24 protein-coding genes are annotated in these 22,417 nt (G+C 61.4%); 10 read left to right on the top strand and 14 right to left on the bottom strand.

What is annotated here, in order from left to right; translation table 11 throughout:
* Positions 1–85: 85 nt before the first annotated feature.
* Together ACSBPU_RS00385 and ACSBPU_RS00390 are read left to right on the top strand one after the other, a co-directional pair.
* Positions 86–544, top strand: a complete 459-nt coding sequence (locus ACSBPU_RS00385; protein WP_442594552.1) for a MarR family winged helix-turn-helix transcriptional regulator — start codon at positions 86–88, stop codon at positions 542–544.
* Positions 545–671: 127 nt separating this feature from the next.
* Positions 672–1,097, top strand: coding sequence for an organic hydroperoxide resistance protein (locus tag ACSBPU_RS00390; RefSeq protein WP_442594554.1), 426 nt, complete (start codon positions 672–674; stop codon positions 1,095–1,097).
* A gap of 6 nt (positions 1,098–1,103) precedes the next feature.
* On the opposite strand, the gene ACSBPU_RS00395 is transcribed toward ACSBPU_RS00390, so the two are convergent.
* The 3 genes from ACSBPU_RS00395 to ACSBPU_RS00405 are packed head-to-tail and all read right to left on the bottom strand — an operon-like array spanning position 1,104 to position 3,339.
* Positions 1,104–1,673, bottom strand: coding sequence for a DNA-3-methyladenine glycosylase I (locus ACSBPU_RS00395; protein WP_442594556.1), 570 nt, complete (start codon positions 1,671–1,673; stop codon positions 1,104–1,106).
* Positions 1,670–2,512: an ABC transporter ATP-binding protein gene (locus tag ACSBPU_RS00400; RefSeq protein WP_442594558.1), complete on the bottom strand. Its 843-nt coding sequence runs from the start codon at positions 2,510–2,512 to the stop codon at positions 1,670–1,672. Before ACSBPU_RS00400 ends, ACSBPU_RS00395 begins: the two co-directional genes overlap by 4 nt.
* On the bottom strand, positions 2,509–3,339 hold the full coding sequence (locus ACSBPU_RS00405; protein ID WP_442594560.1) for an ABC transporter permease: 831 nt from the start codon (positions 3,337–3,339) through the stop codon (positions 2,509–2,511). The genes ACSBPU_RS00400 and ACSBPU_RS00405 overlap by 4 nt, the downstream gene beginning before the upstream one ends.
* A gap of 229 nt (positions 3,340–3,568) precedes the next feature.
* On the opposite strand from ACSBPU_RS00405, the gene dinB reads away from it, so the two are divergent.
* From dinB to ACSBPU_RS00420, 3 genes are all read left to right on the top strand, one after another.
* On the top strand, positions 3,569–4,726 hold the full coding sequence (gene dinB / locus ACSBPU_RS00410) for a DNA polymerase IV (RefSeq protein WP_442594562.1): 1,158 nt from the start codon (positions 3,569–3,571) through the stop codon (positions 4,724–4,726).
* A gap of 157 nt (positions 4,727–4,883) precedes the next feature.
* The gene (locus ACSBPU_RS00415; protein WP_442594564.1) at positions 4,884–5,696 is read left to right on the top strand and encodes a cystine ABC transporter substrate-binding protein; all 813 of its coding nucleotides are present in this window, start codon (positions 4,884–4,886) and stop codon (positions 5,694–5,696) included.
* Between the two features lie 85 nt (positions 5,697–5,781).
* The gene (locus ACSBPU_RS00420) at positions 5,782–6,450 is read left to right on the top strand and encodes an amino acid ABC transporter permease (RefSeq protein ID WP_442594566.1); all 669 of its coding nucleotides are present in this window, start codon (positions 5,782–5,784) and stop codon (positions 6,448–6,450) included.
* Positions 6,451–6,502: 52 nt separating this feature from the next.
* Here the strand turns inward: ACSBPU_RS00420 and ACSBPU_RS00425 are convergent, their stop codons facing one another.
* Positions 6,503–7,375, bottom strand: coding sequence for an MOSC domain-containing protein (locus tag ACSBPU_RS00425; RefSeq protein WP_442594568.1), 873 nt, complete (start codon positions 7,373–7,375; stop codon positions 6,503–6,505).
* A gap of 85 nt (positions 7,376–7,460) precedes the next feature.
* Between ACSBPU_RS00425 and ACSBPU_RS00430 the strand changes: the two genes are divergently transcribed.
* The 4 genes from ACSBPU_RS00430 to ACSBPU_RS00445 all read left to right on the top strand — a co-directional run bounded on the left by ACSBPU_RS00430 (position 7,461) and on the right by ACSBPU_RS00445 (position 11,100).
* On the top strand, positions 7,461–8,459 hold the full coding sequence (locus tag ACSBPU_RS00430) for an EamA family transporter (protein ID WP_442594570.1): 999 nt from the start codon (positions 7,461–7,463) through the stop codon (positions 8,457–8,459).
* Complete coding sequence (locus ACSBPU_RS00435) at positions 8,449–9,639, top strand: acetylornithine transaminase (protein WP_442594572.1); 1,191 nt, start codon at positions 8,449–8,451, stop codon at positions 9,637–9,639. Before ACSBPU_RS00430 ends, ACSBPU_RS00435 begins: the two co-directional genes overlap by 11 nt.
* Before the next feature lie 454 nt (positions 9,640–10,093).
* Positions 10,094–10,579, top strand: a complete 486-nt coding sequence (locus tag ACSBPU_RS00440) for a hypothetical protein (protein ID WP_442594574.1) — start codon at positions 10,094–10,096, stop codon at positions 10,577–10,579.
* 188 nt (positions 10,580–10,767) lie between these two features.
* Positions 10,768–11,100 (top strand): carboxymuconolactone decarboxylase family protein, encoded by a 333-nt coding sequence (locus tag ACSBPU_RS00445; RefSeq protein ID WP_442594576.1) that lies wholly within the window; start codon positions 10,768–10,770, stop codon positions 11,098–11,100.
* Between the two features lie 76 nt (positions 11,101–11,176).
* Here the strand turns inward: ACSBPU_RS00445 and ACSBPU_RS00450 are convergent, their stop codons facing one another.
* Together ACSBPU_RS00450 and ACSBPU_RS00455 are read right to left on the bottom strand one after the other, a co-directional pair.
* On the bottom strand, positions 11,177–11,350 hold the full coding sequence (locus tag ACSBPU_RS00450; protein WP_442594578.1) for a hypothetical protein: 174 nt from the start codon (positions 11,348–11,350) through the stop codon (positions 11,177–11,179).
* Positions 11,351–11,363: 13 nt separating this feature from the next.
* Complete coding sequence (locus ACSBPU_RS00455) at positions 11,364–13,073, bottom strand: FAD-dependent oxidoreductase (protein WP_442594580.1); 1,710 nt, start codon at positions 13,071–13,073, stop codon at positions 11,364–11,366.
* Positions 13,074–13,240: 167 nt separating this feature from the next.
* On the opposite strand from ACSBPU_RS00455, the gene ACSBPU_RS00460 reads away from it, so the two are divergent.
* Positions 13,241–13,981 (top strand): IclR family transcriptional regulator, encoded by a 741-nt coding sequence (locus ACSBPU_RS00460; protein ID WP_442594582.1) that lies wholly within the window; start codon positions 13,241–13,243, stop codon positions 13,979–13,981.
* 90 nt (positions 13,982–14,071) lie between these two features.
* On the opposite strand, the gene ACSBPU_RS00465 is transcribed toward ACSBPU_RS00460, so the two are convergent.
* The 8 genes from ACSBPU_RS00465 to ACSBPU_RS00500 are packed head-to-tail and all read right to left on the bottom strand — an operon-like array spanning position 14,072 to position 22,320.
* Positions 14,072–15,070 carry a 2-dehydropantoate 2-reductase gene (locus ACSBPU_RS00465; protein WP_442594584.1) on the bottom strand — a complete coding sequence of 333 codons (999 nt, stop codon included), beginning with the start codon at positions 15,068–15,070 and terminating at the stop codon, positions 14,072–14,074.
* Positions 15,071–15,095: 25 nt separating this feature from the next.
* Positions 15,096–15,866 (bottom strand): class II aldolase/adducin family protein, encoded by a 771-nt coding sequence (locus ACSBPU_RS00470; RefSeq protein WP_442594586.1) that lies wholly within the window; start codon positions 15,864–15,866, stop codon positions 15,096–15,098.
* 39 nt (positions 15,867–15,905) lie between these two features.
* The gene (locus tag ACSBPU_RS00475; protein ID WP_442594588.1) at positions 15,906–17,231 is read right to left on the bottom strand and encodes an MmgE/PrpD family protein; all 1,326 of its coding nucleotides are present in this window, start codon (positions 17,229–17,231) and stop codon (positions 15,906–15,908) included.
* Positions 17,232–17,239: 8 nt separating this feature from the next.
* Complete coding sequence (locus tag ACSBPU_RS00480) at positions 17,240–18,436, bottom strand: acyl-CoA dehydrogenase family protein (protein ID WP_442594590.1); 1,197 nt, start codon at positions 18,434–18,436, stop codon at positions 17,240–17,242.
* A gap of 9 nt (positions 18,437–18,445) precedes the next feature.
* Positions 18,446–19,372 carry a hydroxymethylglutaryl-CoA lyase gene (locus ACSBPU_RS00485; RefSeq protein ID WP_442594592.1) on the bottom strand — a complete coding sequence of 309 codons (927 nt, stop codon included), beginning with the start codon at positions 19,370–19,372 and terminating at the stop codon, positions 18,446–18,448.
* Positions 19,369–20,511: a CaiB/BaiF CoA transferase family protein gene (locus ACSBPU_RS00490; protein WP_442594594.1), complete on the bottom strand. Its 1,143-nt coding sequence runs from the start codon at positions 20,509–20,511 to the stop codon at positions 19,369–19,371. Before ACSBPU_RS00490 ends, ACSBPU_RS00485 begins: the two co-directional genes overlap by 4 nt.
* 6 nt (positions 20,512–20,517) lie before the next feature.
* Positions 20,518–21,309 (bottom strand): enoyl-CoA hydratase/isomerase family protein, encoded by a 792-nt coding sequence (locus tag ACSBPU_RS00495; protein WP_442594596.1) that lies wholly within the window; start codon positions 21,307–21,309, stop codon positions 20,518–20,520.
* Between the two features lie 21 nt (positions 21,310–21,330).
* Positions 21,331–22,320, bottom strand: coding sequence for a Bug family tripartite tricarboxylate transporter substrate binding protein (locus tag ACSBPU_RS00500; RefSeq protein ID WP_442594598.1), 990 nt, complete (start codon positions 22,318–22,320; stop codon positions 21,331–21,333).
* Positions 22,321–22,417: the final 97 nt, after the last annotated feature.

The raw sequence follows: 22,417 nt of genomic DNA on the forward strand, positions 1-22,417 counted from the left end.
ACCCCGTACGGGGTCTGACCCCTGCGGCCCGCCCCCTCGGCATGCGATCTTGTATTTAGATCGTGCGCGATTTAATATTGCGTTTATGAAGCAAAAAACCTTGCAAAACCCTGCGGCAAGCTTGTTGTTGGACGACCAGCTTTGCTTCGCGCTGTATTCCACCAGTCTTGCGATGAACAAAGTTTATCGCAAGTTGTTGCGTTCGCTGGGCATTACTTACCCGCAATACTTGGTCATGCTGGTACTGTGGGAAAGCGACGAATTGACCGTATCGGAAATCGGCCAGCGGCTCTTCCTGGACTCCGCCACCTTGACGCCCCTATTGAAACGACTGGAGCTTGCGGGACTGATACGGCGTGATCGCGCCCAGAACGACGAAAGGCAGGTCATCGTCTCCCTGACGACCGCCGGCCGGGCGTTGCACGCCAAAGCCATGGCGGTGCCGGTCGAGGTCACTTGCGCCACGCAATGCTCGGCCCAGGAGCTTGCCGCAACCAAATTGGCGCTGGAGAAACTGCGGGGCCGTTTTCTGGAACATGAGTAAAACCATGAGGGTCTCGCGCCGGTCATGTCATATAGATCGTGTACGATTTAATCGTGTAACAAAATCTGGCCTGAAAAGGCCGGTGTTCAGGTAGTCTGTCAATCACTTCATTTTTCAGGAGAGTCGTATGTCTATCGAAAAAGTTCTCTATCGCGCTCAGGCCACCGCCAACGGAGGGCGTGACGGCCGTGCGGTGTCATCGGACGGCGCGCTGGACGTCAAGCTGACAACGCCTACGGAGCTGGGTGGTTCCGGGGGATCGGGGACGAACCCCGAGCAGTTGTTCGCGGCCGGCTATTCGGCGTGCTTTCTGGGGGCGTTGAAGCTGGTCGCGTCTCGGGAAAAAGTCGAGCTTCCCGCGGATACGAACATACAGGGCACCGTGGGCATCGGCCCCATCCCGACAGGATTCGGCATCGAGGTCGAACTGAAGATATCGGTGCCGGGCCTGGACAAGGCCCAGGCCAAGGCCTTGGTCGACAAGGCTCACGTCGTTTGCCCATACTCCAACGCAACGCGAGGAAACATCGACGTCACCCTGACCGTCGTCTGAGCGGCGTCAGCTTGCTTCCGCCAGCATGCGATGGCGGAAGCAGTCGGTGGTGTGATCCATGAAACAGCCCACGGCCTGCAGATACGATTGGCAGATGGTGGGCCCTACGAAATTGAAGCCGGCTTTCTTCAGCGTCCGGCTCATCTGTTCAGCCTGGGGCGTCATCACGGGAACGCTGTCGTGGTCCGAGTAACGGCTGACGATCGGGCGACCGCCCGTGAATGACCAGACCAGGCCGACGGGGTCCTGCAACGCCAGCCAGGCTTGCGCATTCTGGCGCGCAGCATTCAGTTTGAGGCGATTGCGGATGATGCCGGGATCCTGCATCAGTTTCTCGATATCCGCATCGTCCATTGCCGCCAGCTTCTCCGCATCGAAGCCGTAGAGCACTTCTCGGTAGCGCGGACGTTTCTTCAGCACGGTGATCCATGACAACCCAGCCTGGAAGCCTTCGAGCAGCAGCATCTCGAAAAGATAATGCATGTCATGGCTGGGCACGCCCCATTCATGATCGTGGTAGGCAATGTAGTCGGGGTCGTCGCTGCACCAGCGGCATCGCTTGCATGGGGCGTTCATGGCGTCAATGTAGCACTTTTGAGGCCGGGGTCAGACCCCATATGGGGTCTGACCCCTTCCGGCTCCCGATGCAGGAAACCCAGGATGGCGGACCGGCAACTGCCATATCGAGCGTCGTCAAGCAGATCGAGGCGGCGGCGGGGACGGGGCAGTGGCACTGTCACGATATCGTGGATCGTGGATGCAGGGCCATCGCTAAGCAGCACGACGCGGTCGGAAAGAATCACCGCCTCGTCGACATCGTGCGTGGCAAGCACGATGGTGGTGCCGGTGGACGACGCCAGCGCCATCAATTCGTCCTGCAATTGGGCGCGGGTGGCGGTATCCAGCGCATTGAACGGCTCATCCATCAACAGCACGCTGGGCTCGATGGCCAGCGCCCGGGCAATGCCCACGCGCTGGCGCATGCCCGCGGACAATTCGCCGGGGTACTTGTCCAGCGCCTCCTGCAAGCCGACTTTCGACAAGGCATGCCGGGCCATCGCTTTCAGTTGCGCCGCAGGGCGGCGACGCGAGAACGCCCTTTCCACCGCCAGATACACATTCTGGAAACAACTGAGCCACGGCAGCAGATTGTGGTTCTGGAACACGATGGCGCGATCGCGTCCAGGGCAGGTGATTTCCTTCCCGGCGCAAAGCAAGACGCCTTGCGTAGGCTGTTCAAGCCCGGCGATAAGATGCAGGAGGGTGGATTTACCGCAGCCGGAGTGGCCGACCAGGCTGACGATTTCGCCCTTGTCGATCGTGAGATTGACGTCATGGAGAACGTGGCATGTTTCCTTGTCATTGCGGAATCGATGGCCCACATACTCCAGACGCAGATAGTTCCTGGCTTTCATATCTTTTGTCGATCCAATTTTCGTTTCAGCATCGTGGCGGGCAGGTCCAGCAGCAGCCCCAGTCCGCCGATCACCAGGATGGCAATGAGAATGTTCTGGCCGTTCAGGCTCACCAGTTCATGCCGCAGCCAGGAGCCCATGCCCCGCCCGCCCATGAACATTTCGGCGGCGATGGTGACGATCCAGGCCGAGCCCAGCGCCTGCCGGGCGCCGCTGACCATATTGGGCAGGGCGGACGGCAGCAGGATGCGTTTGAAGGCGCGCCATTCGCTCAAGCCCAGGACCTTGCCGACATTCATATAGTCACGGGGAACCTTGCGGATACCTTCGGCGGTGCTCAGCATGACGGGCCATAGCGAACAGACGAAAATCGCCCAGGTCGTTGCATGCTGCTGCGTCTGGAAGATCAATAGCCCGAACGGAAGCCAGGCCAGGGGCGACACCGGCCGGAAGAGGCTGATGACCGGCATGGAAACCGCGCTCAGCATGGGCAGCCGGCCCAGTGCGATACCCGCGGGCAGGCCCAGCATCAGCGCCGGCGTATAGCCTGCAAGCAGATGCCCCAGGGACGCGGCGATGTTCCAGGCGATGCCGATGTCATGGCCGCCATAATCATGGAAGGGATCCGAGAACAGCCTGAGTGCCGCGGACAGCGTTTGCTCCGGCGGCGGAACGCGCGGCATGGAGAGCGATCCGGTCTTCCACAAGCCAAGCAGCAGCGCGAAACCCACGACTGGACCCGCCAGCGCGATTGCCATGCGCTGCGCCGTCGTCCTCCGATCCTTGATCGGGGCAGGCGAAGTGCGGTGTGGGGCCCGGGCGTTCATGCGTCTTCCTTTTGCTGCGGCAGATGGCGTCGTGATGAATGACGCAAGTTCGATGCCAGTTTTGCTGCACTGCATGAATGCTGCGGAAGAGGAGCGGAGATGGTTCTATGCTGTATTTGCTTTGGTGCTGGCGCACCATTCTGGTGCGGAGAGGGGTCAGACCCCGTACGGGGTCTGACCCCTGCTCCATATTGATTGAGGGTCTGACCCCTATAATCCTGTTTCAATCATGGACATCGATCAACCACGCCGCATTGCGCATTTGGACATGGACGCTTTCTACGCGTCGGTGGAGCTGCTGCGGTATCCCGAATTGCGCGGCCTGCCGCTGGTCATCGGCGGTGGAAGAGCGTCGCAGCCGCGTACGCTGCCGGACGGCTCCCGCGAGTTTGCGCGCCTGGAATCCTATGCCGGGCGGGGAGTGGTGACCACCTCGACCTATGAAGCCCGCGCGCTGGGCGTGTTCTCGGCCATGGGCATGATGAAAGCCGCTCAGCTTGCGCCCGAGGCGGTCTTGCTGCCGGTGGACTTCACCGCCTACCGTCATTATTCGCGGCTGTTCAAGAGCGCTGTCGCCGATATCGCCGGCCACATCGAGAATCGCGGAATCGACGAAATCTACATTGATCTGAGCCAGCATCCCGAGGAAACTCTCGCGCTGGCGCAGCGGATCAAGCATGCAGTAAAGTCAGCCACCGGCCTTTCGTGTTCGATCGGCATTTCGCCCAATAAGCTCCTGTCCAAGATCGCATCCGACCTGGACAAGCCCGACGGCCTGACCATCATCGGGCCGGGCGATCTTGAAAAGCGCATATGGCCCCTGCCCGTCGGGAAGGTGAACGGCATCGGGCCCAAGGCGAATGCCCGGCTGGCGATGCTGGGCATCACAACCATCCATGACCTCGCACATGCGCCTCCGGACCTGTTGCAACAGCATTTCGGACTGTCCTACGCGCGCTGGCTGGTGGACGTGTCGCACGGCGTGGACCACCGGCCGGTCGTCACCCATTCCACTCCAAAATCCATCAGCCGCGAAACCACCTTCGAGCGCGACTTGCACGTCAAGCGCGATCGCGAGCAGCTGTCGCGTATTTTTCTCGAACTGTGTGAGGAACTGGCAGGCGACTTGCTGGCTAAGGGGTATGTGGGCCGGACGATTGGAATCAAGCTGCGTTTCGATGATTTCCGGACAGTGACGCGCGACACCACGCTGACGGCCCCCACGGGAGACGCAAAAGCAATACACCGGGCAGCAGGCCTGTGCCTGAAACGGGTACGCTTCGAACATCGGCTCCGCTTGCTGGGAGTCCGGGTCAGCGGGCTGTCGTCGATGACGGACGACAATGAAGCGGCGCTTCGGGCTCCGGTTCAGCTGAGTTTGTATTGACCCTCCAAGACTGTCGGTTGCCGGACGGTTATAACAAATAGTCCAAAATGTATATTCCTATATTTGTTTTGGTTATATATAAGTAAGTATCTATTCGTTATAAAACGCCGTCCAGATTGATAGTATGAACTGTCTCGTTTTTGAACCAGGAACAAACATGAAGTTCTCGCAATTTTTCCGCAGTGCGATCGCCGCGGGCGTGGTGGCGGCGGCGTCTTTGGGTGCGGCGGCCGCGGCACACGCCGCCGATTTGCTGGACACCGTCAAGGAACGCGGTACCTTGATCGTGGGCGTGGAAGGCACTTATCCGCCCTTTAACTTCGTCGACGCCAAAACGGGCGAGCTGGATGGCTTCGACATCGACGTATCCAAACTCGTCGCCGAGCGGCTGGGGGTCAAGGTCCAGTTCGTGAAGACCGAGTGGAGCGCCATATTGGCGGGCCTTACTTCCGGCAAGTTCGACGTGATCGTCAATCAGGTGGGGATCACGCCCGAGCGTCAGAAAACCTTCGATTTCTCGGTACCCTATGTTGCGTCCAGCCCCCAATTGATACTGCGCAAGAACGACGAAAGCGGCTATGCCAGTTTTGCCGACCTGAAGGGCAAGAAACTGGGCGTGTCGCAGGGCAGCAACTACGAAGCCCTGGCCAAGGCGCAGGAAGGGGTGGAAGTGAAAAGCTATCCGGGCGCGCCCGAGTATCTTTCCGACCTGGTCAGCCGCCGCGTCGACGCGGCGCTGAACGACCAGTTGATGACGGCGTATCTGGTCAAGACGTCCAATATTCCCATCAAGGGCGGAGCGATCGTGGGCGAACCGAAGTTCAATGGCATTCCTTTCCGCAAGGGCAACCCCCAGTTCGAGGCGGCAATCAACAAGGCGCTGCAAGACTCCTTTGCGGACGGCGAGTTTGCCAAGATCTCGAACAAGTGGTTTGGCATTGACGTCAGCCAGGTACGCAAGCCGGAGTAACAGGCCTAGGGCCTGTAAGCCAGGGGTCAGACCCCATATGGGGTTTGACCCCGCCCCCGGCGTCAACAGGCCCTAGCTTAGAACCATGAACTTTCTTGAACTCATGGCGTTGGCCGCGCCCATTCTTCTGAAGGGCACGGCCTACACGCTCATCTTCGCGTTTTCCGCCATGTTCGGCGGCCTGGTCGTGGGCTTCGCCATCGCGGTGGCGCGCATCATCCCCAGCCGATGGAGCCAGGTGCCCGCCACCGTATATGTCAGCATGATGCGTGGGACGCCGCTGCTGGTGCAGGTTTTCATCATCTATTACGGCCTGCCCAGCATCGGTATTTCATTCGAGCCATTGACGGCCGGCGTGCTCGCCCTGAGCCTGAACGCGGGGGCGTATATCTCCGAAAGCTTGCGCGGGGCGATTCTGGGCATCTCGCGCGGGCAATGGTCGGCGGGCTACAGCCTGGGCATGAATTACTGGCAGAACCTGCGGTATATCGTGGTGCCCCAGGCCTTGCGCCTGGCGGTGCCGTCCATGAGCAACAGCCTGATCAGCCTGATCAAGGACACTTCCCTGGTGTCGGTCATTACCGTGACGGAATTGCTGTTGGCCACCAAGGATGTCATTGCCACGACTTTCCAGCCATTGCCGCTGTATTTGGCCGCCGCTGCCATCTATTGGGTGCTCAGCCTGGGCCTGGAGCAGGTGCAACTGCGCCTGGAAAGGTACTTCGGCAAGGGCCAGGCCTCGCATGGGGGGTGATGAGGGGCCTGGGGTCAGACCCCGTACGGGGTCTGACCCTCGCTCCATCCGATCAGATCCCGTATTCCGGTACGACCTCTTCCCCGACCGACAGGTGAGAGCCCGGGTTGGCGCCGGCTACGACGGCGTTGACGCCAAACAGTACGCCTTCTTCGAACTGGCGGTGCTGCGCCAGCGTGAGGCCCGGCGCGGGTCGTGATTCCGCCGTGGCCTGGTCGATGTTGGGAATGGGGCAGCGCGCGCAGCGCTTCACCAAGGCCAGTGTCATGGGACCCGCCCGGACGGCGGACAGGTAGTCTTCTTCGTAGGGCTCCAGTCCCTGCAATACGATATTCGGCCGGAACCGATTCATGGGGACGGGCGGCTCGCCTTTGGCGGCCAGTTGCTGATTGAGCTCATCCAGCGAGGCCTGGTTCGCCAGCAGGAAGGGGAAGCCGTCGGCAAAGCCGAAGTGATGCCTTTCGGGAAATCCGGGCACGAGATCGTAGTTGTTCAGTCGCCAACGGTGGACATGATCCGGACTGGCGATGCGTGCAGCCAGAGGGTGTACCCGCAGCAGCCGGCAAGGCGTCCGCAGGAAGTCGCTGAGCCAGCCCGCCACGCCGTCGCCTTCGTCGAAACCCAAGGTGTCGCTGCGCCAGATCCGGACGGGCACCTGGGCGGGCTCATCGGTGTCTATCAGCCAGCGAACCGTCTGAGGGGACATGCCGGGCGCCGAGAGCACCAGGTCGTCGCCCGAGAATGCGGGCCGTATCAATGCCATGCGGGCGTGCTGTCGCTGGGTCATGAAGACGCCCTGGCCGTCGACAATGACCCATTGGCGATCGCGAAACAGGCCGCCCTGGCTGACGGAAGACTGGGTATGGTCGATGCCGGCGCAGGATTTGACCGGGTAGGAATGCAGGCTGAGTATCGTGACGGTCATGGCGGTCCGCGATGAGAGACACCGAAATTCCGGTGTATTTGGCGCATAATACCCGCTCCTTAAAACATACTGCAAAGGAAGTTTCATGCCCCTCAAGGATAGTCTGGCGGCGTTGGTGCTCATAACCGCCTGGGGCCTGAATTTCGTAGTAATCAAGCTTGGGCTGACCGAGATCCCGCCCTTGCTGCTCGGCGCGCTGCGCTTCGTCTTCGTGGCCTTTCCCGCCATATTTTTCATCAGGCGTCCCCAGCTGTCCTGGCGTCTCATTCTGGCGTATGGCCTGACGATCAGCCTGGGCCAGTTCGTATTCCTGTTCATCGCCCTGTATGTCGGCATGCCCGCCGGGCTGGCTTCGCTGGTGCTTCAGTCGCAGGCGTTCTTCACGGTCCTGCTTGCGGCCGTGTTCATGAAGGAAAGCGTACGTTGGAACAACATGCTGGGCTTGACGATCGCTGTTCTGGGGCTCGTGCTGATCGAACGGGGGGCTGAAAGCGGCGATATGCCGCTGCTGGGATTCCTTCTGACCTTGATGGCGGCGTTTTGCTGGGCCATGGGAAATATGGTCGCCAAGAAAGCCGGCAAGGCGGACGTGCTTGGCCTGGTGGCATGGGGTGCGCTGGTGCCGCCGATACCGTTTTTTGCCTTGTCGCTGGTATTCGAGGGGCCTGAAACCATCCGAAACAGTCTGGCCCATGTCAGCGGCGTCGGCATATCGGCCGTGCTGTACCTGTCCTTTGTGGCGACCATCGTGGGTTATGTGCTGTGGGGGCGCTTGCTGGCCCGGCATCCCGCTGGCAAGGTTGCGCCCCTGAGCCTGCTCGTCCCTCTGGTCGGGCTGATTTCCGCCTCCGTCTTCCTGGACGAGCGGCTGCGCGCCATCCAGTGGCTGGGTGGCGCGGTGGTCATGCTGGGTCTCATCGTCAACATATTCGGTCCTCGCATCGTGGGCGGTCTGGCGCGCCGTGGGCGGTCTGGCGCGCCGTGGGCGCGGGCCTTCAGGAACATGACTGCGTTAAAATTCCACGCGCAGGGTATGCTGCCATTACCGCTACTTTTGACTACAGGATGCAAAAATGAAATTTGATCGGTCGGGCGTGGACGCGCTCATGGAAATTACCTCGCGTCCCGAACTGGTTTTCGTGCGCGGACAAGGCTCGTGGCTGGAAGACCACAATGGCAAGCGATACCTCGATATCGTGCAGGGCTGGGCAGTGAACAGCCTGGGCCATTGCCCGCCCGAGTTGGTCAAAGCGGTGAACGAGCAGGCCGCCGTGTTGATCAATCCTTCGCCGGCGTTCTACAACCAGCCGTCCATGGAACTGGCCAAGCGCCTTACCGGGGCATCCTGCTTCGATCGCATCTTCTTCGCCAACAGCGGCGCCGAAGCCAACGAAGGCGCCATCAAGCTGGCGCGCAAGTGGGGGCAGCTCAAGCGCAATGGCGCCTACAAGATCATTACCTTCGACCACAGCTTCCACGGCCGCACGCTGGCCACCATGTCGGCGTCGGGCAAACCGGGCTGGGATCGCATTTTCGCACCGCAGGTCGAAGGCTTCCCCAAGGCGAAGCTCAATGATCTGGATTCGGTGCGCGCCTTGATCGACGACCAGACCGTGGCGATCATGCTGGAACCCGTACAGGGCGAGGCCGGTGTCATGCCCGCCACGCGCGACTTCATGCAGTCTTTGCGCAAACTGGCCGACGAACACGGCCTGCTGTTGATCGTGGACGAAGTTCAGACCGGCATGGGCCGCACGGGCAAGATGTTCGCCTATCAGCTCTCGGACATCACGCCGGACATCATGACCCTGGGCAAGGGCATAGGCGGCGGGGTTCCCCTGGCGGCACTATGCGCGCGCGAAGAGGTGTCGGTGTTTTCGCATGGCGATCAAGGCGGCACCTACAACGGAAATCCGTTGATGACGGCGGCGGGCGTGGCGGTATTCGATGCGCTGGCAGCGCCTGGCTTCATGGATAGCGTCAATGCCCGCGCCGCCCAGCTGTCGAAAGGCCTGAATGCGCTGTCCGACAAATGGGGCATGAAGGGCGAACGCGGCGAAGGCCTGCTGCGCGCCCTGATGCTCGATCGCGACGACGGCCCTGCCATCGTCGACGCGGCACGCGACTGGTCGCCGGAAGGCATGCTGCTCAATGCGCCGCGTCCCAGCCTGCTGCGCTTCATGCCGGCGCTGAACATCACCGAGCAGGAAGTCGATCTGATGCTGACCCGGCTGGACGAGGTCATCGCCAAGGTTCGCGCTTGATCTGACTGGAGCTGTTCGATGCAAGGGCCGCCTTCGGGCGGCCTTTTTCATGTGCGCCCAGCATGGGCGCACTCCTGCGGGTGCAAGTCCCGCCATGAGTTGATCACAGCGAATGAAGCGAAGCGCAACTGCGTAAGGGCGACCGAGCGTGGAAAGGAAGCGTGAAGCGTAAGCTGCGAGCCGATGGACAAGAACCGGATAGAAGGCGGTGCCAAGCATGGCAAGCGGGCATGAAACCGTGAAGCTCTCGTGATCAAGGCGAGGCGGCGTAAATCCGGCGGTTGTGCAGCGAAGGAGTGCGCTCTTACCTGGGGAGATCTCGCCTCGAACCTGAAAGGGTAACGGCGTCGAGCCGGAGCGAGAAGTCAGCAGAGGTCGTAGTAGCCACATGAGCGGGGCCGGTGAGGCTGGAGCGAGGTGGCGAAGGACCGAACGAGAAGGAGTATGACTCGACATGACGATGCAACTCGTATTGCCTCCGATGTCCACGCCAGTGGAGCGGGCAGGCGTAGCACGCGGTGAAGCCGCTGGCGATCCTGTCAGCGAGGAAACGAGTGGCCCGCGTCATGCAAATGAGCATACAGGGTCAGCGCTGCTGCAGGCGGCGCTGACAAGAGAGAACCTGCAAGTGGCACTTAAGCGGGTGCGCGCCAATAAGGGTGCTGCCGGGATGGACGGGATGGACATTGCCCAGACCGTCCGCCATCTGGTAACAGCCTGGCCGGGCATCCGTGCTGCGCTGCTGCAAGTGCTGCAACCGTTGGCGTGCGCTGGACGAGTGGCTGCGACATCGGGTGCGGGCCATCCAACTAAAACAGTGGAAGCGTGGCAAGACCATGTTCCGGGAACTACGCGCAATGGGCGCGAGCGTAAACACTGCACATCGGGTGGCGGCCAACAGCCGCTGCTGGTGGCGAAACAGCTCAAAGTTGCTCAATAGCGTGTTAACTCTGGCGTGGTTCGATCGCATGGGGCTGCCCCGACTCTCATAGCCCAACTTCTCGAACCGCCCGGTGCGGACCCGCATGCCGGGTGGTATGGGAGGGTCGCAGTCTACAATGACTGCCCCCTATCCCGATTTTTTGGTTTTGGCGTGCGCGCTTCAGCTTGTCATTCAATGAGCAGTGCATGTGGAAATCGGTCGGGAAGCTCGCACATGAAGTCATAGAAGGTTTGTGCAGCCTCAGACAGTGTCGCGCTGTTGTTCTTGTATATGGCTTGATCGCCAATGCGGGCGATAGCAGCGGCTCATTGGACATGAAGACCAGGGAATTGATCGCAATCGCAGTAGCGGTCACGACCCGATGCGACGGCTGCATCGCGATTCATGCTAAGGAAGCGCTCAAGCATGGCGCCAGCAAGCAGGAAATTGCCGATGCGCTGGGCGTTGCCATTTCGCTGAACGCCGGCGCCGCTCTTGTCTATTCAGCCCGCGCGCTGGACGCTATCGAGGCTGCGTGAGCGGTATATAAGGGCTCGCTGTGGCCGGCCGCGTTGCGAGGCCCGGTTTGATACCGGGCTCCATGTCGGCTTTCCGTCAGGGCTTTTGCGCAGCGCGCTCTATCAGCCTTTCGATTTTGTCGGCGTCGGCGATTTCCAGCATGGCCAGCAGGGCAAAGCGGCCGAGTATCTGCTGACTGGCGCTTTCCCCTTGTTCGCCCAGGGTGTGGCACAGCTTCGTGTAGACGCGGTCCAGGTCGAGTTCGGTCATGGTCGGTCTCCGTTCAGTGTGAGGGATGCAGGATGCGTTGCACGGCCTGGGTGATGGCGGCGGCACGCGGTGCTCGCCAGCGTCCGGCCACGTGGCCATCGGGCCGGACCAGATACGTGGCACCGGCGTCGGCGTCATACAGCCGGAACGCCGCGCCGGCCGGATCCATCAGGCAGGCACCCTGGGAGGCAGCCGTGGCGTCGCGTACCACCCGCAGCATATCGGCGTCGATGCCTTGGCGCTGCAGTTCGGCATGCGCGTCGATGAGATCGCTCGGTGTGCCGTGGCCCGCGTCGAAATGAAGGATCAGGAAGCGGCCGGGCAAAACGTGGTCGCATAGATGGCCATCGAGCGGCGAGCGTTGTGGCGCATGCCGGACGATGGGTGCATTGGGCAATACGGTGCCAGCCGGGGGGCCGGAGCGGAAGCTTGCATCCTCGCTGTCTACCGCATTGAGGCTCGAATCCGTATAGGAGATGGCGCTGGTCTGGCGAGGGTTGATCAAGCTGCGAACGCCCGGCGTATCGCCCGCCAGGCTGAGCACGGCTTCGCGCATGAGCTTGAAGGCAAAAGTGGGCGGCGCCATGAATTCGGTGCTCTTCATGCCGCTTTTCAGGTTCTCGTGGGCGGCAAAGACGCGCTCTTCGGAGTAGCTGTCCAACAGGCGGCGGTCGGCCTTTCCATGGACGACGGCGGCGAGCTTCCAGGCCATGTTGTCGATGTCGTCGATGGCGGAATTGGCGCCCCGCACGCCGAATATGGGCACGAGATGGGCGGCGTCGCCCGCGAAGAGCACGCTGCCGTGCACGTAGCGGTCGAGCGTCAGGGCATTGGCCTTGTAGATGGTGATCCATAGCGGCGACCATTCGCCTGTCTGGCCGATCATGTCCAGATGCGCCTTTACCCGCGGCAGGACGTTTTCGGGCTTCACGGCTTTGTCGGGGTCTTCGCCTTCCTGCAATTGGTAGTCGATACGCCAGACATTATCGGGCTGCTTGTGCATGAGTATGGTCGACCCCGGATTGGAGGGCGGGTCGAACCAGGCCAGGCGTTCGGTCGGCAGATCGGTTTCCAGTTCGATGTCCGCCACCACATAGCGGCCTTCGTAGGCAGTGCCTTTCAGTTGCAGCCCCAGGGACTCGCGCATGAAGCTGCGCCCGCCGTCGGCGGCGACGACCCAGTCTGCCTGGATCCGATAGCGGTCCGTGCCGCTTTCCACCTGCAGCAGCGCCCCGTTCTCGTCGTTGGACAGTACGGCCGTGACGCGTGAATTCCAGCGCAGGTCTATGGTTTCGGCCGCCTCTTCGCATGCCTGGGCGAGTGCTTCTTCCAGGTAGTACTGCTGCATGTTGACCATGGGAGGCAGCTTCTGGTTCTGGTCGTGAGGCATGGTGAAATGCAGGACCTCGCGGTCGTGATAGTACGAGCGGCCGCCCGTCCAGGGCAGGCCGACCGCCAGCAGCGGCGCGGCGACGCCCAGACGGTCGTAGATTTCCAGGCTGCGGCGCGATATGCAGATGGCGCGGCTGCCATAGCAAACGGTATCGTCGGCCTCGATGACGACGGTCTTTACGCCTTGCCTCGCCAGGGCCAGCGCGGCGGTCAGGCCGGCGACGCCGCCGCCGACGATCACGACGCGATGGAATTCCTGCGGGGCGCCGGCGCGTGGGCGGCCGGAGCGCTTCTTGAAATCGAAGGGATACGCTTTGAGCGCTGTATTCATGTCGTCCTCTATTGACGCGGGCAATTCAAAAATATGACTAATTTCTTGTTGTTCAATAATGAAGTCTAATTTCAAGCCTGATGTAAGTCAATTTTCTTTTTAAATGAGATAATTGCTGTTTTTAGGAGGGCGCCGCCATTTCCAAGGACAAATCAGTGATCGGCCGGGTGTCTGCCATTTTGCGCCTGTTCGGCCCGGATCGCGCGCTGATCAGTGTCGACGACATTGGCCAGGCGCTGGACATCAGTCCAGCGTCGGCATATCGCTACGCGGCGGACATGGTTGAGGCAGGCTTGTTGTCGCGGCTTTCAGGGCGCTACCGCCTGGGCATGAAAATCATCGAGCTGGAATACTTGATCAGTACCGGCGATCCCATCATTGCCGCTGCCAGCGATTTGATGGCGGAACTGGCGCAAGCCGCCGGCGGGGATGTCCTGCTGTGCAATATGTACGATCAGACGCTGGTGAACGTCGCGCATGTGTCGGCCGGCAAGCCCATCGTCCTGCGTTACAGCAAGGGGCTGCCCATGCCGCTCTTCAGGGGGTCTCAAGCCCATGTGGTCCTCGCCTTCATGGAGCGGCGGCGATTGAAGCGCTTGTACGAGGCGGCGCTTGAGAACCCGGCGAGGCGGCACGATGCCTTGGACATGGGGGCGGATTGGACGGAGTTTTCGCGCAAGCTGCGCCAAGTGCGCAAGCAAGGCCACTACATATCGCGCGGGGAGCTCGATCCGGGGATCACGGGGGTTGCCGCACCGGTGTTCAGCGACGACGAGATACTGGGGAGCCTGGTGATCGTGCACGATCAGGCGGACATGGCGAAGGCGGACGAGGCCGAGCTGGCACGGCTGACCATGGCCGCCGCGCAGCGTTTGTCTGATCGGGTGAGGGGAATCACGGCGGCATGAACTCAAGCGGCAACGACATGCTCATGGTCGCTGGCGGTGTTCTGGATCAAAGCATGGGCTATCTGGCTGGAATGCATCGTCCAGGCCGATTCAAGCCGGTTCAGGATACAAATTCCTTATTCTGGCATACAGACGGGTCATGCCAAAGAGCGCTTCGGTCCAAGGGGTGGCGACGCCCACCCGCTCGGCGATTTCGATGACCGCATTCACCAGGGCATCCAGCTCGAGCGGTCTGCCCGCTTCGGCATCCTGCAGCATGGAAGTGCGGAACGCACCCAGCTTGCGAGTGACGGCGTGGCGTTCTTCCGGTTGCGCTGTGATCGGAAGACCGATACGGGCACCGACGGCCGCGGCCTCCTCCATGATGCGGGACATGAAATTGCGTACATAGTCGTCATCCAGGATGCGGTCGCCGGTGGCGCCGGTAATGGCGGATATCGGGTTGACGGTCATGTTGCCCCACAGCTTGTACCAGATCTCGCGATGGATGTTGCCGGTGGTCTGGGTGTCGAAGCCAGCGGCCGTGAGCGCTTCGGCCAAGCGGTCGAGACGCCTGCTGGATACGCCGGTGGGCTCCCCGATGATGAGCGTGTTTCCGGCGATGGGCCGGACGGAGGCCGGCTCCAGAGTCGTCGCCGAGAGGTGCGTGACGCAGCCGATGACTCTGTCGGCGGGAATGGCTCGTATGATTTCCCCGGTAGGGTCGATGGACGTCAAAGTGACATCGCGGACCGCATTCGCGCTCAGGCCATGGCAGAACCACCAAGGGATTCCGTTCATCGCCGACAGCACGACGGTGTCCGGCCCGATGAGCGGCTGGATCGCAGGCGCGACGCTGTCCAGGGCAGTGGTCTTCACGGCGAGCACGACGACGTCCTGGGCGCCTAGGGCTGCCGGGTCGTCGTGGGCTTGAATGCGGAACGCCTGCGCCTCGCCGTCGCTTTCGGGGCTGGACAGGCGCAAGCCTCGCGTCCGAATCGCCTCGAGTGTCGCGCCGCGCGCCACAGCGCTGACGGAGTAGCCAGCCTTGGCCAGCCGGGCTCCGATCAATCCTCCTATGGCGCCCGCGCCATACACACATAGCTTCATGAGACCGTCCTTTGTGTTCGTGTATTTACTGCCGGTAATCCGTGGAGATCCGGTCGACCTGGCGGACGAGTGCGTCGAAGACATCCTGGCCGGCCCCGTACTTGGGGTCGAACTGGAGTGCATCGGCGCTGGCCTGGACTCGTATGGACTCCGGAATCGGGGCTGTCGCCCCCAATGCTGCGCCCATCACCTGGATTTCGCATGCCCGCTGCAGCGTCCACAAATAGGAAAACGCTTCGGCAATGGTCCCGCCCCAGGAGAGCAGGCCGTGGTTTCGGAGAATGACCGCCCGGGCATTGCCAATGGACTTGACGACCCGCGGGCCTTCTTCCTCGTGGACGGTGATGCCTTCGAACTCATGATAGGCCAGGCGCCCGTGCAACTGCGCGGAATAGAAGTTGTCGGTGGACAGGCCGCTTGCGCTGCAGGCCACGGCGCAGCCCGCCGTGGTGTGTGTGTGCATGATGCAATGCGCTTCAGGAATGCCTTCGTGTATGCAAGAGTGCAGCACGAAGCCGGCGGGGTTCGCCTTCCATCTGGATTCCCCTACGATGTGGCCGTGCAGGTCGATCTTGACCAGATTGCTGGCGGTGACTTCGGTATAGTTCAAGCCGAAGGGGTTGATCAGGAAATGGCGATCGGGGCCGGGAATGCGGACCGTAATATGGTTGTAGATCAATTCCGTCCAGCCAAGATAGGCGAAGATGCGATAGCAAGCCGCGAGCTGTATCCGAAGGCGCTGTTCCGCTGTCCGGCTGTCTTCCTGAATGGGCTGTACCAAGGGCGTAGCACACATAGTTGTCTCCTGTCGTGATGAGTGTTCCATTTGGCCGGCCTACGCGCTGAGCAGGCCGCGGATGCGCCCTATCAGCAGGCGGGTATCGGCCTGCTCCGCCACGTCCACGCAGCCGAGCACCTTGGCTTCGATTTGGTCGGGCAGCAGCGGAAGCTTTGCATGCCCGATCGCGTAGCGTATGGGCCCACTGTCGAGCACGGTCTGGTCCTTCAGCGTGACGAGCACGCGGTCGGTATAGGCGAAGCTGGGTTCTATCGGGCATTGGGTGTCCAGTTCCCGGACGTGTACTTTGGGCATCAATGCCTGCACGTTGGAATCACGCAGCGTGTCGGCGCTCAGGCGCTGCAAATCGACCTCCCCGAATTCCAGGGCGCAGGCACAGGCAAACGGCATGCTGAACTTGGCTTCCAGCGCGCTGGTGGGACGGTCGTACTTCAGCACCCTTGCGTTGGTGATGCTGACCTGGGCCTCGATCCGGTCGATGTCTTCCGCGCGCAAGCCATGCCGGTTCCTTAGCTGTATGACGCCGTCTATTACGCGGTGCGACGCATAGCAGACAGGATACTTTTTGACGCTGGGTCGCACGCTGCGCATGGCCAGCTCATTGGAATCGAGAAATGGGGTTTCCCGGTCGGGCGCTTGCGTAGAGGAAAGCGCCGTCAGCAGTCCTGTGGGGCCATCCAGTGCGTCCATGGACGCGGTCATGCCCGACTGCGCAAGCTCGACCGCGCTGATTCCCTGTTCGACCGCCCAGCCCGCATGCAAGGGCTTGGCCATGGAGCCAAAGTTCGCCACCAGTCCGGAGGCGCGGCTGGCGGCCAGGCCCAGCGCATGGGCGGTCACGGCGGGCGAGATGTTGCGTGCTGCGCACATGGCGGCGGCCACGCCCAGCGTGCCCAGGACGGCCGTCGGATGCCAGCCCTTTACATGCAACGGATCGGGCAGGCGCTGCAGCAAGTCGGCCCACACTTGATAGCCCTTGATGTAGGCGCTGACGAGCGCCGCGCCACGCACGCCGGTGTGGTCGGCTTCGGCCAGCAATGCCGGCACCAATACCACGCTGGGATGTCCTGCCAGCGCGACGTCGTCCAGGTCGAGCGCATGTCCCGAGACGGCGTTCAGCATGGCGGCTGCCGCCACGCTGTGCCGCTCGTCGGAGAAAAGCAGGTGCGCCGCCGAGTCGTTCTTGAAGCGCTGTTCCAGCCATGTATTCAACTGCCGGGTGACGGGTTCCGCGCGTCCCGACAGCACGCAGCCGACGGTATCCAGGAATGCGACAAGTATCGTGTTGTGCAGCTCAGGGTCTATGTCCGGGCTGATATCCGAGGCAATGAACCGCGCCATCTGTTGAGCAAGGGTCGCCATGGTCTGACCTAGAATGAACGGGGCATGCCCAACACGTGTTGGCCGATATACGACAGGATCAAGTTGGACGAAATGGGGGCGATCTGCATGACCCGGCATTCCCGCCATTTGCGCTCTACGTCGTATTCAGCCGCATAACCGAATCCTCCGTGGGTCTGCATGCATGCCTCCGCCGCGTGCCATGCGGCTTCTGAAGCAAGCAGCTTGGCGATGTTGGCGTCTTCGCCGCAATCCAGTCCGGCGGCGAAGCGCGCGGTGGCCTTGCGCACCATCATTTCCGCAGCCTCGGTCTCTGCATAGGCGCGCGCAATGGGGAACTGGACCCCCTGGTTCTGGCCTATGGGCCGGCCGAACACGATGCGCTCATTGCCATAGGCGGCGGCGGTCTTGATGAACCAGCGCGCATCGCCGATGGCTTCGGAGGCGCAGAGAATCCGCTCTGCATTCATTCCGTCGAGAATGTAGCGGAAGCCTTTGCCTTCCTGGCCCACGAGGTTGGCGGCGGGAACGATCAGGTTGTCGATAAAGACTTCCGTCGTATTGTGATTGATCATCGCCCGGATCGGCTGGATATTGACGCCGTTGCCTTGGGCCGCTCGAAGATCCACCAGGAATACCGAGATGCCTTCCGTTTTCTTCGATACCTGCTCGGCGGGAGTGGTGCGCGCGAGCAAAAGCATCAAATCGGAGTACCGGGCACGCGACGTCCAGACCTTCTGGCCATTGATGACATAGTGGTCACCCACGCGTTCGGCGCGGGTCTTGATTTGCGTTGTATCCGATCCGGTGGTGGGTTCAGTAATTCCGAATGCCTGCAGGCGCAGCTTGCCGGTGGCAATATCCGGCAGGTATTTCTTTTTTTGTTCTTCGCTGCCGTGGCGCAGCAGCGTTCCCATAATGTACATCTGCGCATGGCAGGCGCCAGCGTTGCAGCCCGCCGCATGTATCTCTTCCAGGATGACCGAGGCTGCGCGCAAGGGCAATCCGCTGCCGCCGTACTCCTCCGGAATCAGGGCGCCCAAATAGCCGGCCTCCGTCAAGGCTGCGACGAATTCCGACGGATAGCCCTGGCGCTCGTCCAGGTCGCGCCAGTACGCGCCAGGGAAATCGGCGCAGATCCGGCGCACGCTTTCGCGTATGTCGCTGTAGTCCATGCCCAGCTCGATGGATACGTCGTTCGGTGCTTCGATATGTGGTGTGCTCATGATGCTTCCTTATGTTGGGATCGCGCACGGCAAGCCGGCCCGGGACAAGGCGCCGTGCAGTGGTTCGTTGGGTAAAAGCTGCGCCAGCCATCGGCGGGCAGCGAGCAGTTTTTCCAGATCGATGCCGGTGTCGACACCGTATTCGTCAAGGAGAAAGCAAAGGTCTTCCGTGGCGATGTTGCCGGTGGCGCCCGGCGCGAAGGGGCAGCCGCCCAGGCCGCCCAACGAGGCATCGAAGCGGGTCACGCCGGCCTCGAGCGCAGCCAGCACGTTGGCCATGCCCATGCCCCGGGTGTCATGGAAGTGCGCGCCCAAAGGGATGTCACCCAGCTCATTGCGCAGCCGCGCGAACAGCTCGCCCACTTGGCGCGGTCCGGCAAAGCCCACCGTATCGCCTAGCGCCAAGTCGTCCACGCCCGCCGACGCCAGCCCTTCGGCCAGTTCCAGTACGGAGTCGGGTGCGATCCTGCCCTCGTAGGTGCATCCGAAAGCGGTCGCGATGGCGCCGGTGATCTTTGGCCGTACAGGTTGGACAAGCACGGACTCGATCAAGCGCCGGACGACGGCGAGCGCTTCATGCGGAGTGGTCCGGGCGTTCTTGGCCGAGTGCGTCGCGCTGGCGGAGATCACGAAGACAATGCTGTCGACGCCGGAGGCGAGGGCGCGTTGAGCGCCTTTGTCGTTGAGCACCAGGGCCGCCAGCGCCGCGCGGCAGCGTTGCTTGCCTTTGACGATGACATCTTCGGCATCGAAGAATTGAGGCAGGATGCGGGGTGGCACGAAAGAGGTCAGTTCGAAGGCGGGAACACCTGCCTCGGCTTCCAGCGCCAGCCAGGCGAGCTTGTCTTCCGTGCCGATCGTTGCGATTCCTTGTATGCCGTCGCGCAGTCCGACTTCGCGTACGAGGACTTCGGGTGTGTATGGAGTCACCCTCATGCGGTGGTCTCCTTGTGGAGCGTGTTCAAGACGGGCGGCGCCTTGCGTATTTCGGGGCGTATCTTGTCGAGTCGCAGCGGGATGCCCATGAACCTCATCGAACTGCCGGGCACATCCTGGAGCACACCCAACGCCTGCGCCTGTTCGCAGCCGAAGGCCTCCGCGGTGTTCTGGACCGGGGCGCAAGGCACATTGGCGGCGCGCAGTGCCCGGATCCAATGATCACGCGCTTGCAATGCGATCTCGGCCTGAATGAGCCGATCGATCTCCTCGCGATTGATGACCCGGGCCGGGTTGGAGTTGAAGCGCGGATCGTCGGCCCATTCCGGGTGGTTCAGCAATGCGGAAAGCTTGCGGAACAAGGAGTCGTTGCCCGCTGCAATGACCAAGTGGCCGTCGGATGCCAGGTAGGCGCTGTAGGGAACGATGGTTGCGGCGCCTGAACCATGTCGCCCCGGAACCTCGCCGCTGGATAGGTGCTGGGCGTTGGCGATCTGCATCCAGCTCAGCGCGGTCTCGAAGAGGGAAACCTCGACATGGGCCCCGTTCGGTGTGTTCTTGCGCCTGAGCAAGGCGGCGAGCACACCAATCGCAGCCCACATGCCTGTTCCGCAGTCTATGACGGAGTAGCCGGTGCGCACGGGCGCTTGCCCGGGTTCTCCGGTGACGCTCATGAGTCCGCCATAGGCTTGCATCAATGGGTCATAGCCCGGCAGATGGGATAGAGGGCCGCCCCGCCCGAACGCGCCCATGTCGCAATACACGAGTTCGGGCTTGCGCGCCTGCAAAGCTTCGGCGTCTAGACCGAGCGACTTCAGCACGCCGGGCCGGAAGTTCTGGATGACGACGTCGGCGCTGCGTATGATTTGCTCGCGCAGTTGCGCAACCTGTTCCGGATCCCGGAAGTTGCATACTTGCGAGGTCTTGTTGCGATTGAGCGTTTGGAACATGGCGGCGGCACCCTCCCAGTCGGGAGGTCCCCAGCGGCGCGCATCGTCGCCGGTGGGTTTTTCGACCTTGATGACGTCGGCGCCCAGGTCCGCCAGGATCTGGCTCGCAAACGGCGCCGCAACGTTCTGCCCTATTTCAAAGACCGTGTAGCCGGACAGCGGCAAATGTTGGGCCGGATTTTCGGACATGATGCTCTACCTTCCTTTGAAATTGGGCTTGCGTTTTTCATTGAAGGCAAGAATGCCCTCTTGGCGGTCTTCGCTCTTGACCATTCTTTGATAGGCCTCCAGCTCGAACATCATTCCCGAGTTCAGGTCCATTTGCAGCCCATAGTGGATGGAGTGCTTGGCTTGCCGTACCGACAGGGGCGCGTTGCTTGCGATACGCTGGGCGGCTTCCAGGGTCTTGGACAACACTTCGTCCGGCGCGAACAGCCGGTTGACGACACCCCAGTCCAACGCTTCCTGGGCGCTGAACGGCGCGGCGGTGAGAATCAGTTCCTTGGCGCGCCGTTCGCCGATTGCGCGCGGGAGGGATTGCGTACCGCCGCCGCCCGGCATGATGCCCAGTGAAACCTCGGTCAGCGCAAAACGCGCATGATGCGAGGCATAGGCGAAGTCGCATTGCAGAAGCAACTCCAGCCCCCCGCCGTATGCGACGCCATTGACCGCGGCCAGCACGGGGAGAGGGCAATTGAGGATGTGCCGAAAGCTGCGTTCGAAGAGTTCATGCTGAAGTACCCACTCTTCTTCCGTGAGCGTCTTGCGCTCTTTGAGATCGCCACCCGCGCAGAATGCCTTCTCGCCCGCGCCGGTGATGACGACGCAGCGGTATTTCCGATGCTCAAGCTCCAGCGGGTGGAATACGTTGAACAGATCCCTGCCTGTCTGCGTGTTGAATGCATTGGAAAACTCGGGGCGATTGATGGTGACCAGCAAGACGCCAGGAATGGGTTCGTCGACCAGCAGGGTTTCGAATTGACTCACGTTGCATACCTTTCTTGATGGCTATTTGAGGGCTGAGCGCAGACCCAGCATTTCGGCGGCGGAGGACCAGCGATTGAAGTCGGTTTCCACGAAACGGGCGAAATCCTTGGGGTCGTTCGAGCCTACGGCTTGCAGGCCGGACGCGGCGAAGCGCTCGATGACGTCCGGGCTCTTCAATGCCTTTTGCATTTCCTTGTGCAGGATGGCGATGACTTCCGGGGGCGTTCCCGCCGGCGCGAACGCGCCCATCCATCCTTGCGATTGGAAATTCTGGAGACCGGGAATATTGGTTTCCGCAATCGACGGGGTGTCGGGCATCAAGGGAGACCGTTTCGGAATGGTGACGGCAAGGCCTTTCACTGTTCCAGCTTCCATTTGCCGCATGGCGGAAGCGTTGCCGTCGAACAGAACCTGGATCTGGCCACCGATGAGATCGGTCAGGGCTTGTGCGCTGCCCTTATAGGGAATTTCGGTCAAATCGATGCCGGCGGCTGACTTGAACAGCTCGGTGGTCATTTGGCTGATGGTGCCGGGGCCGAGCGAACCATAGTTGAGCTTGCCCGGGTTTGCCTTGGCGTAGTCGATAAGCTCCTGCAGAGTGTTGAAGGGCGAGTTCTTGTCCACCACGACTACCATCGGACCTTGAGCCAGCAGGGAAATAGGCACCAATTGCTTGACTGGATCGTACGGGACTTTCTTGACGGCGGGTATCACGCTGATCGGGGATAGCGACGTGATGCTGATGGTGTATCCATCCGGCTTGGCGCGAGTCACGTATTCGATGCCGATGGTGCCGCCCGCGCCGCCTTTGTTGTCGACGATGAACGATTGGCCCAATGAATCCTGCAGTTTCTGTGTGATCGTGCGCCCGACGAGATCGGCGGAGTTGCCGGGCGGGAACGAAACGACAGTCGTTACGGGTCCGGTTGGATAGGCAGCGGCCGCGATCGAGATAGAGGCGCAGAAGCCGGCCATTCCGAACGCCACGCTGCTCCATGCTTGTATTTTCATCGTTGTCTCCTGTTGATGTGTGATGTGGTCTTACTGGTACCGGTGAGGTGTGTGTATTATCATGTCGAATATTGGACTTAAGTTAGATCAAACTCCA

Origin of the sequence: Parapusillimonas sp. JC17 (genome assembly GCF_052180245.1) — a bacterium.
Classification (GTDB): domain Bacteria; phylum Pseudomonadota; class Gammaproteobacteria; order Burkholderiales; family Burkholderiaceae_B; genus Parapusillimonas.

What these genes read in the sequence shown, in the direction of transcription:
- ACSBPU_RS00385 (WP_442594552.1), top strand. Translation starts at nt 86, where the DNA reads ATGAAGCAAAAAACCTTGCAAAACCCTGCGGCAAGCTTGTTGTTGGAC.
- ACSBPU_RS00390 (WP_442594554.1), top strand. Translation starts at nt 672, where the DNA reads ATGTCTATCGAAAAAGTTCTCTATCGCGCTCAGGCCACCGCCAACGGA.
- ACSBPU_RS00395 (WP_442594556.1), bottom strand. Translation starts at nt 1,673, where the DNA reads ATGAACGCCCCATGCAAGCGATGCCGCTGGTGCAGCGACGACCCCGAC.
- ACSBPU_RS00400 (WP_442594558.1), bottom strand. Translation starts at nt 2,512, where the DNA reads ATGAAAGCCAGGAACTATCTGCGTCTGGAGTATGTGGGCCATCGATTC.
- ACSBPU_RS00405 (WP_442594560.1), bottom strand. Translation starts at nt 3,339, where the DNA reads ATGAACGCCCGGGCCCCACACCGCACTTCGCCTGCCCCGATCAAGGAT.
- dinB (WP_442594562.1), top strand. Translation starts at nt 3,569, where the DNA reads ATGGACATCGATCAACCACGCCGCATTGCGCATTTGGACATGGACGCT.
- ACSBPU_RS00415 (WP_442594564.1), top strand. Translation starts at nt 4,884, where the DNA reads ATGAAGTTCTCGCAATTTTTCCGCAGTGCGATCGCCGCGGGCGTGGTG.
- ACSBPU_RS00420 (WP_442594566.1), top strand. Translation starts at nt 5,782, where the DNA reads ATGAACTTTCTTGAACTCATGGCGTTGGCCGCGCCCATTCTTCTGAAG.
- ACSBPU_RS00425 (WP_442594568.1), bottom strand. Translation starts at nt 7,375, where the DNA reads ATGACCGTCACGATACTCAGCCTGCATTCCTACCCGGTCAAATCCTGC.
- ACSBPU_RS00430 (WP_442594570.1), top strand. Translation starts at nt 7,461, where the DNA reads ATGCCCCTCAAGGATAGTCTGGCGGCGTTGGTGCTCATAACCGCCTGG.
- ACSBPU_RS00435 (WP_442594572.1), top strand. Translation starts at nt 8,449, where the DNA reads ATGAAATTTGATCGGTCGGGCGTGGACGCGCTCATGGAAATTACCTCG.
- ACSBPU_RS00440 (WP_442594574.1), top strand. Translation starts at nt 10,094, where the DNA reads ATGACGATGCAACTCGTATTGCCTCCGATGTCCACGCCAGTGGAGCGG.
- ACSBPU_RS00445 (WP_442594576.1), top strand. Translation starts at nt 10,768, where the DNA reads ATGTGGAAATCGGTCGGGAAGCTCGCACATGAAGTCATAGAAGGTTTG.
- ACSBPU_RS00450 (WP_442594578.1), bottom strand. Translation starts at nt 11,350, where the DNA reads ATGACCGAACTCGACCTGGACCGCGTCTACACGAAGCTGTGCCACACC.
- ACSBPU_RS00455 (WP_442594580.1), bottom strand. Translation starts at nt 13,073, where the DNA reads ATGAATACAGCGCTCAAAGCGTATCCCTTCGATTTCAAGAAGCGCTCC.
- ACSBPU_RS00465 (WP_442594584.1), bottom strand. Translation starts at nt 15,070, where the DNA reads ATGAAGCTATGTGTGTATGGCGCGGGCGCCATAGGAGGATTGATCGGA.
- ACSBPU_RS00470 (WP_442594586.1), bottom strand. Translation starts at nt 15,866, where the DNA reads ATGTGTGCTACGCCCTTGGTACAGCCCATTCAGGAAGACAGCCGGACA.
- ACSBPU_RS00475 (WP_442594588.1), bottom strand. Translation starts at nt 17,231, where the DNA reads ATGGCGACCCTTGCTCAACAGATGGCGCGGTTCATTGCCTCGGATATC.
- ACSBPU_RS00480 (WP_442594590.1), bottom strand. Translation starts at nt 18,436, where the DNA reads ATGAGCACACCACATATCGAAGCACCGAACGACGTATCCATCGAGCTG.
- ACSBPU_RS00485 (WP_442594592.1), bottom strand. Translation starts at nt 19,372, where the DNA reads ATGAGGGTGACTCCATACACACCCGAAGTCCTCGTACGCGAAGTCGGA.
- ACSBPU_RS00490 (WP_442594594.1), bottom strand. Translation starts at nt 20,511, where the DNA reads ATGTCCGAAAATCCGGCCCAACATTTGCCGCTGTCCGGCTACACGGTC.
- ACSBPU_RS00500 (WP_442594598.1), bottom strand. Translation starts at nt 22,320, where the DNA reads ATGAAAATACAAGCATGGAGCAGCGTGGCGTTCGGAATGGCCGGCTTC.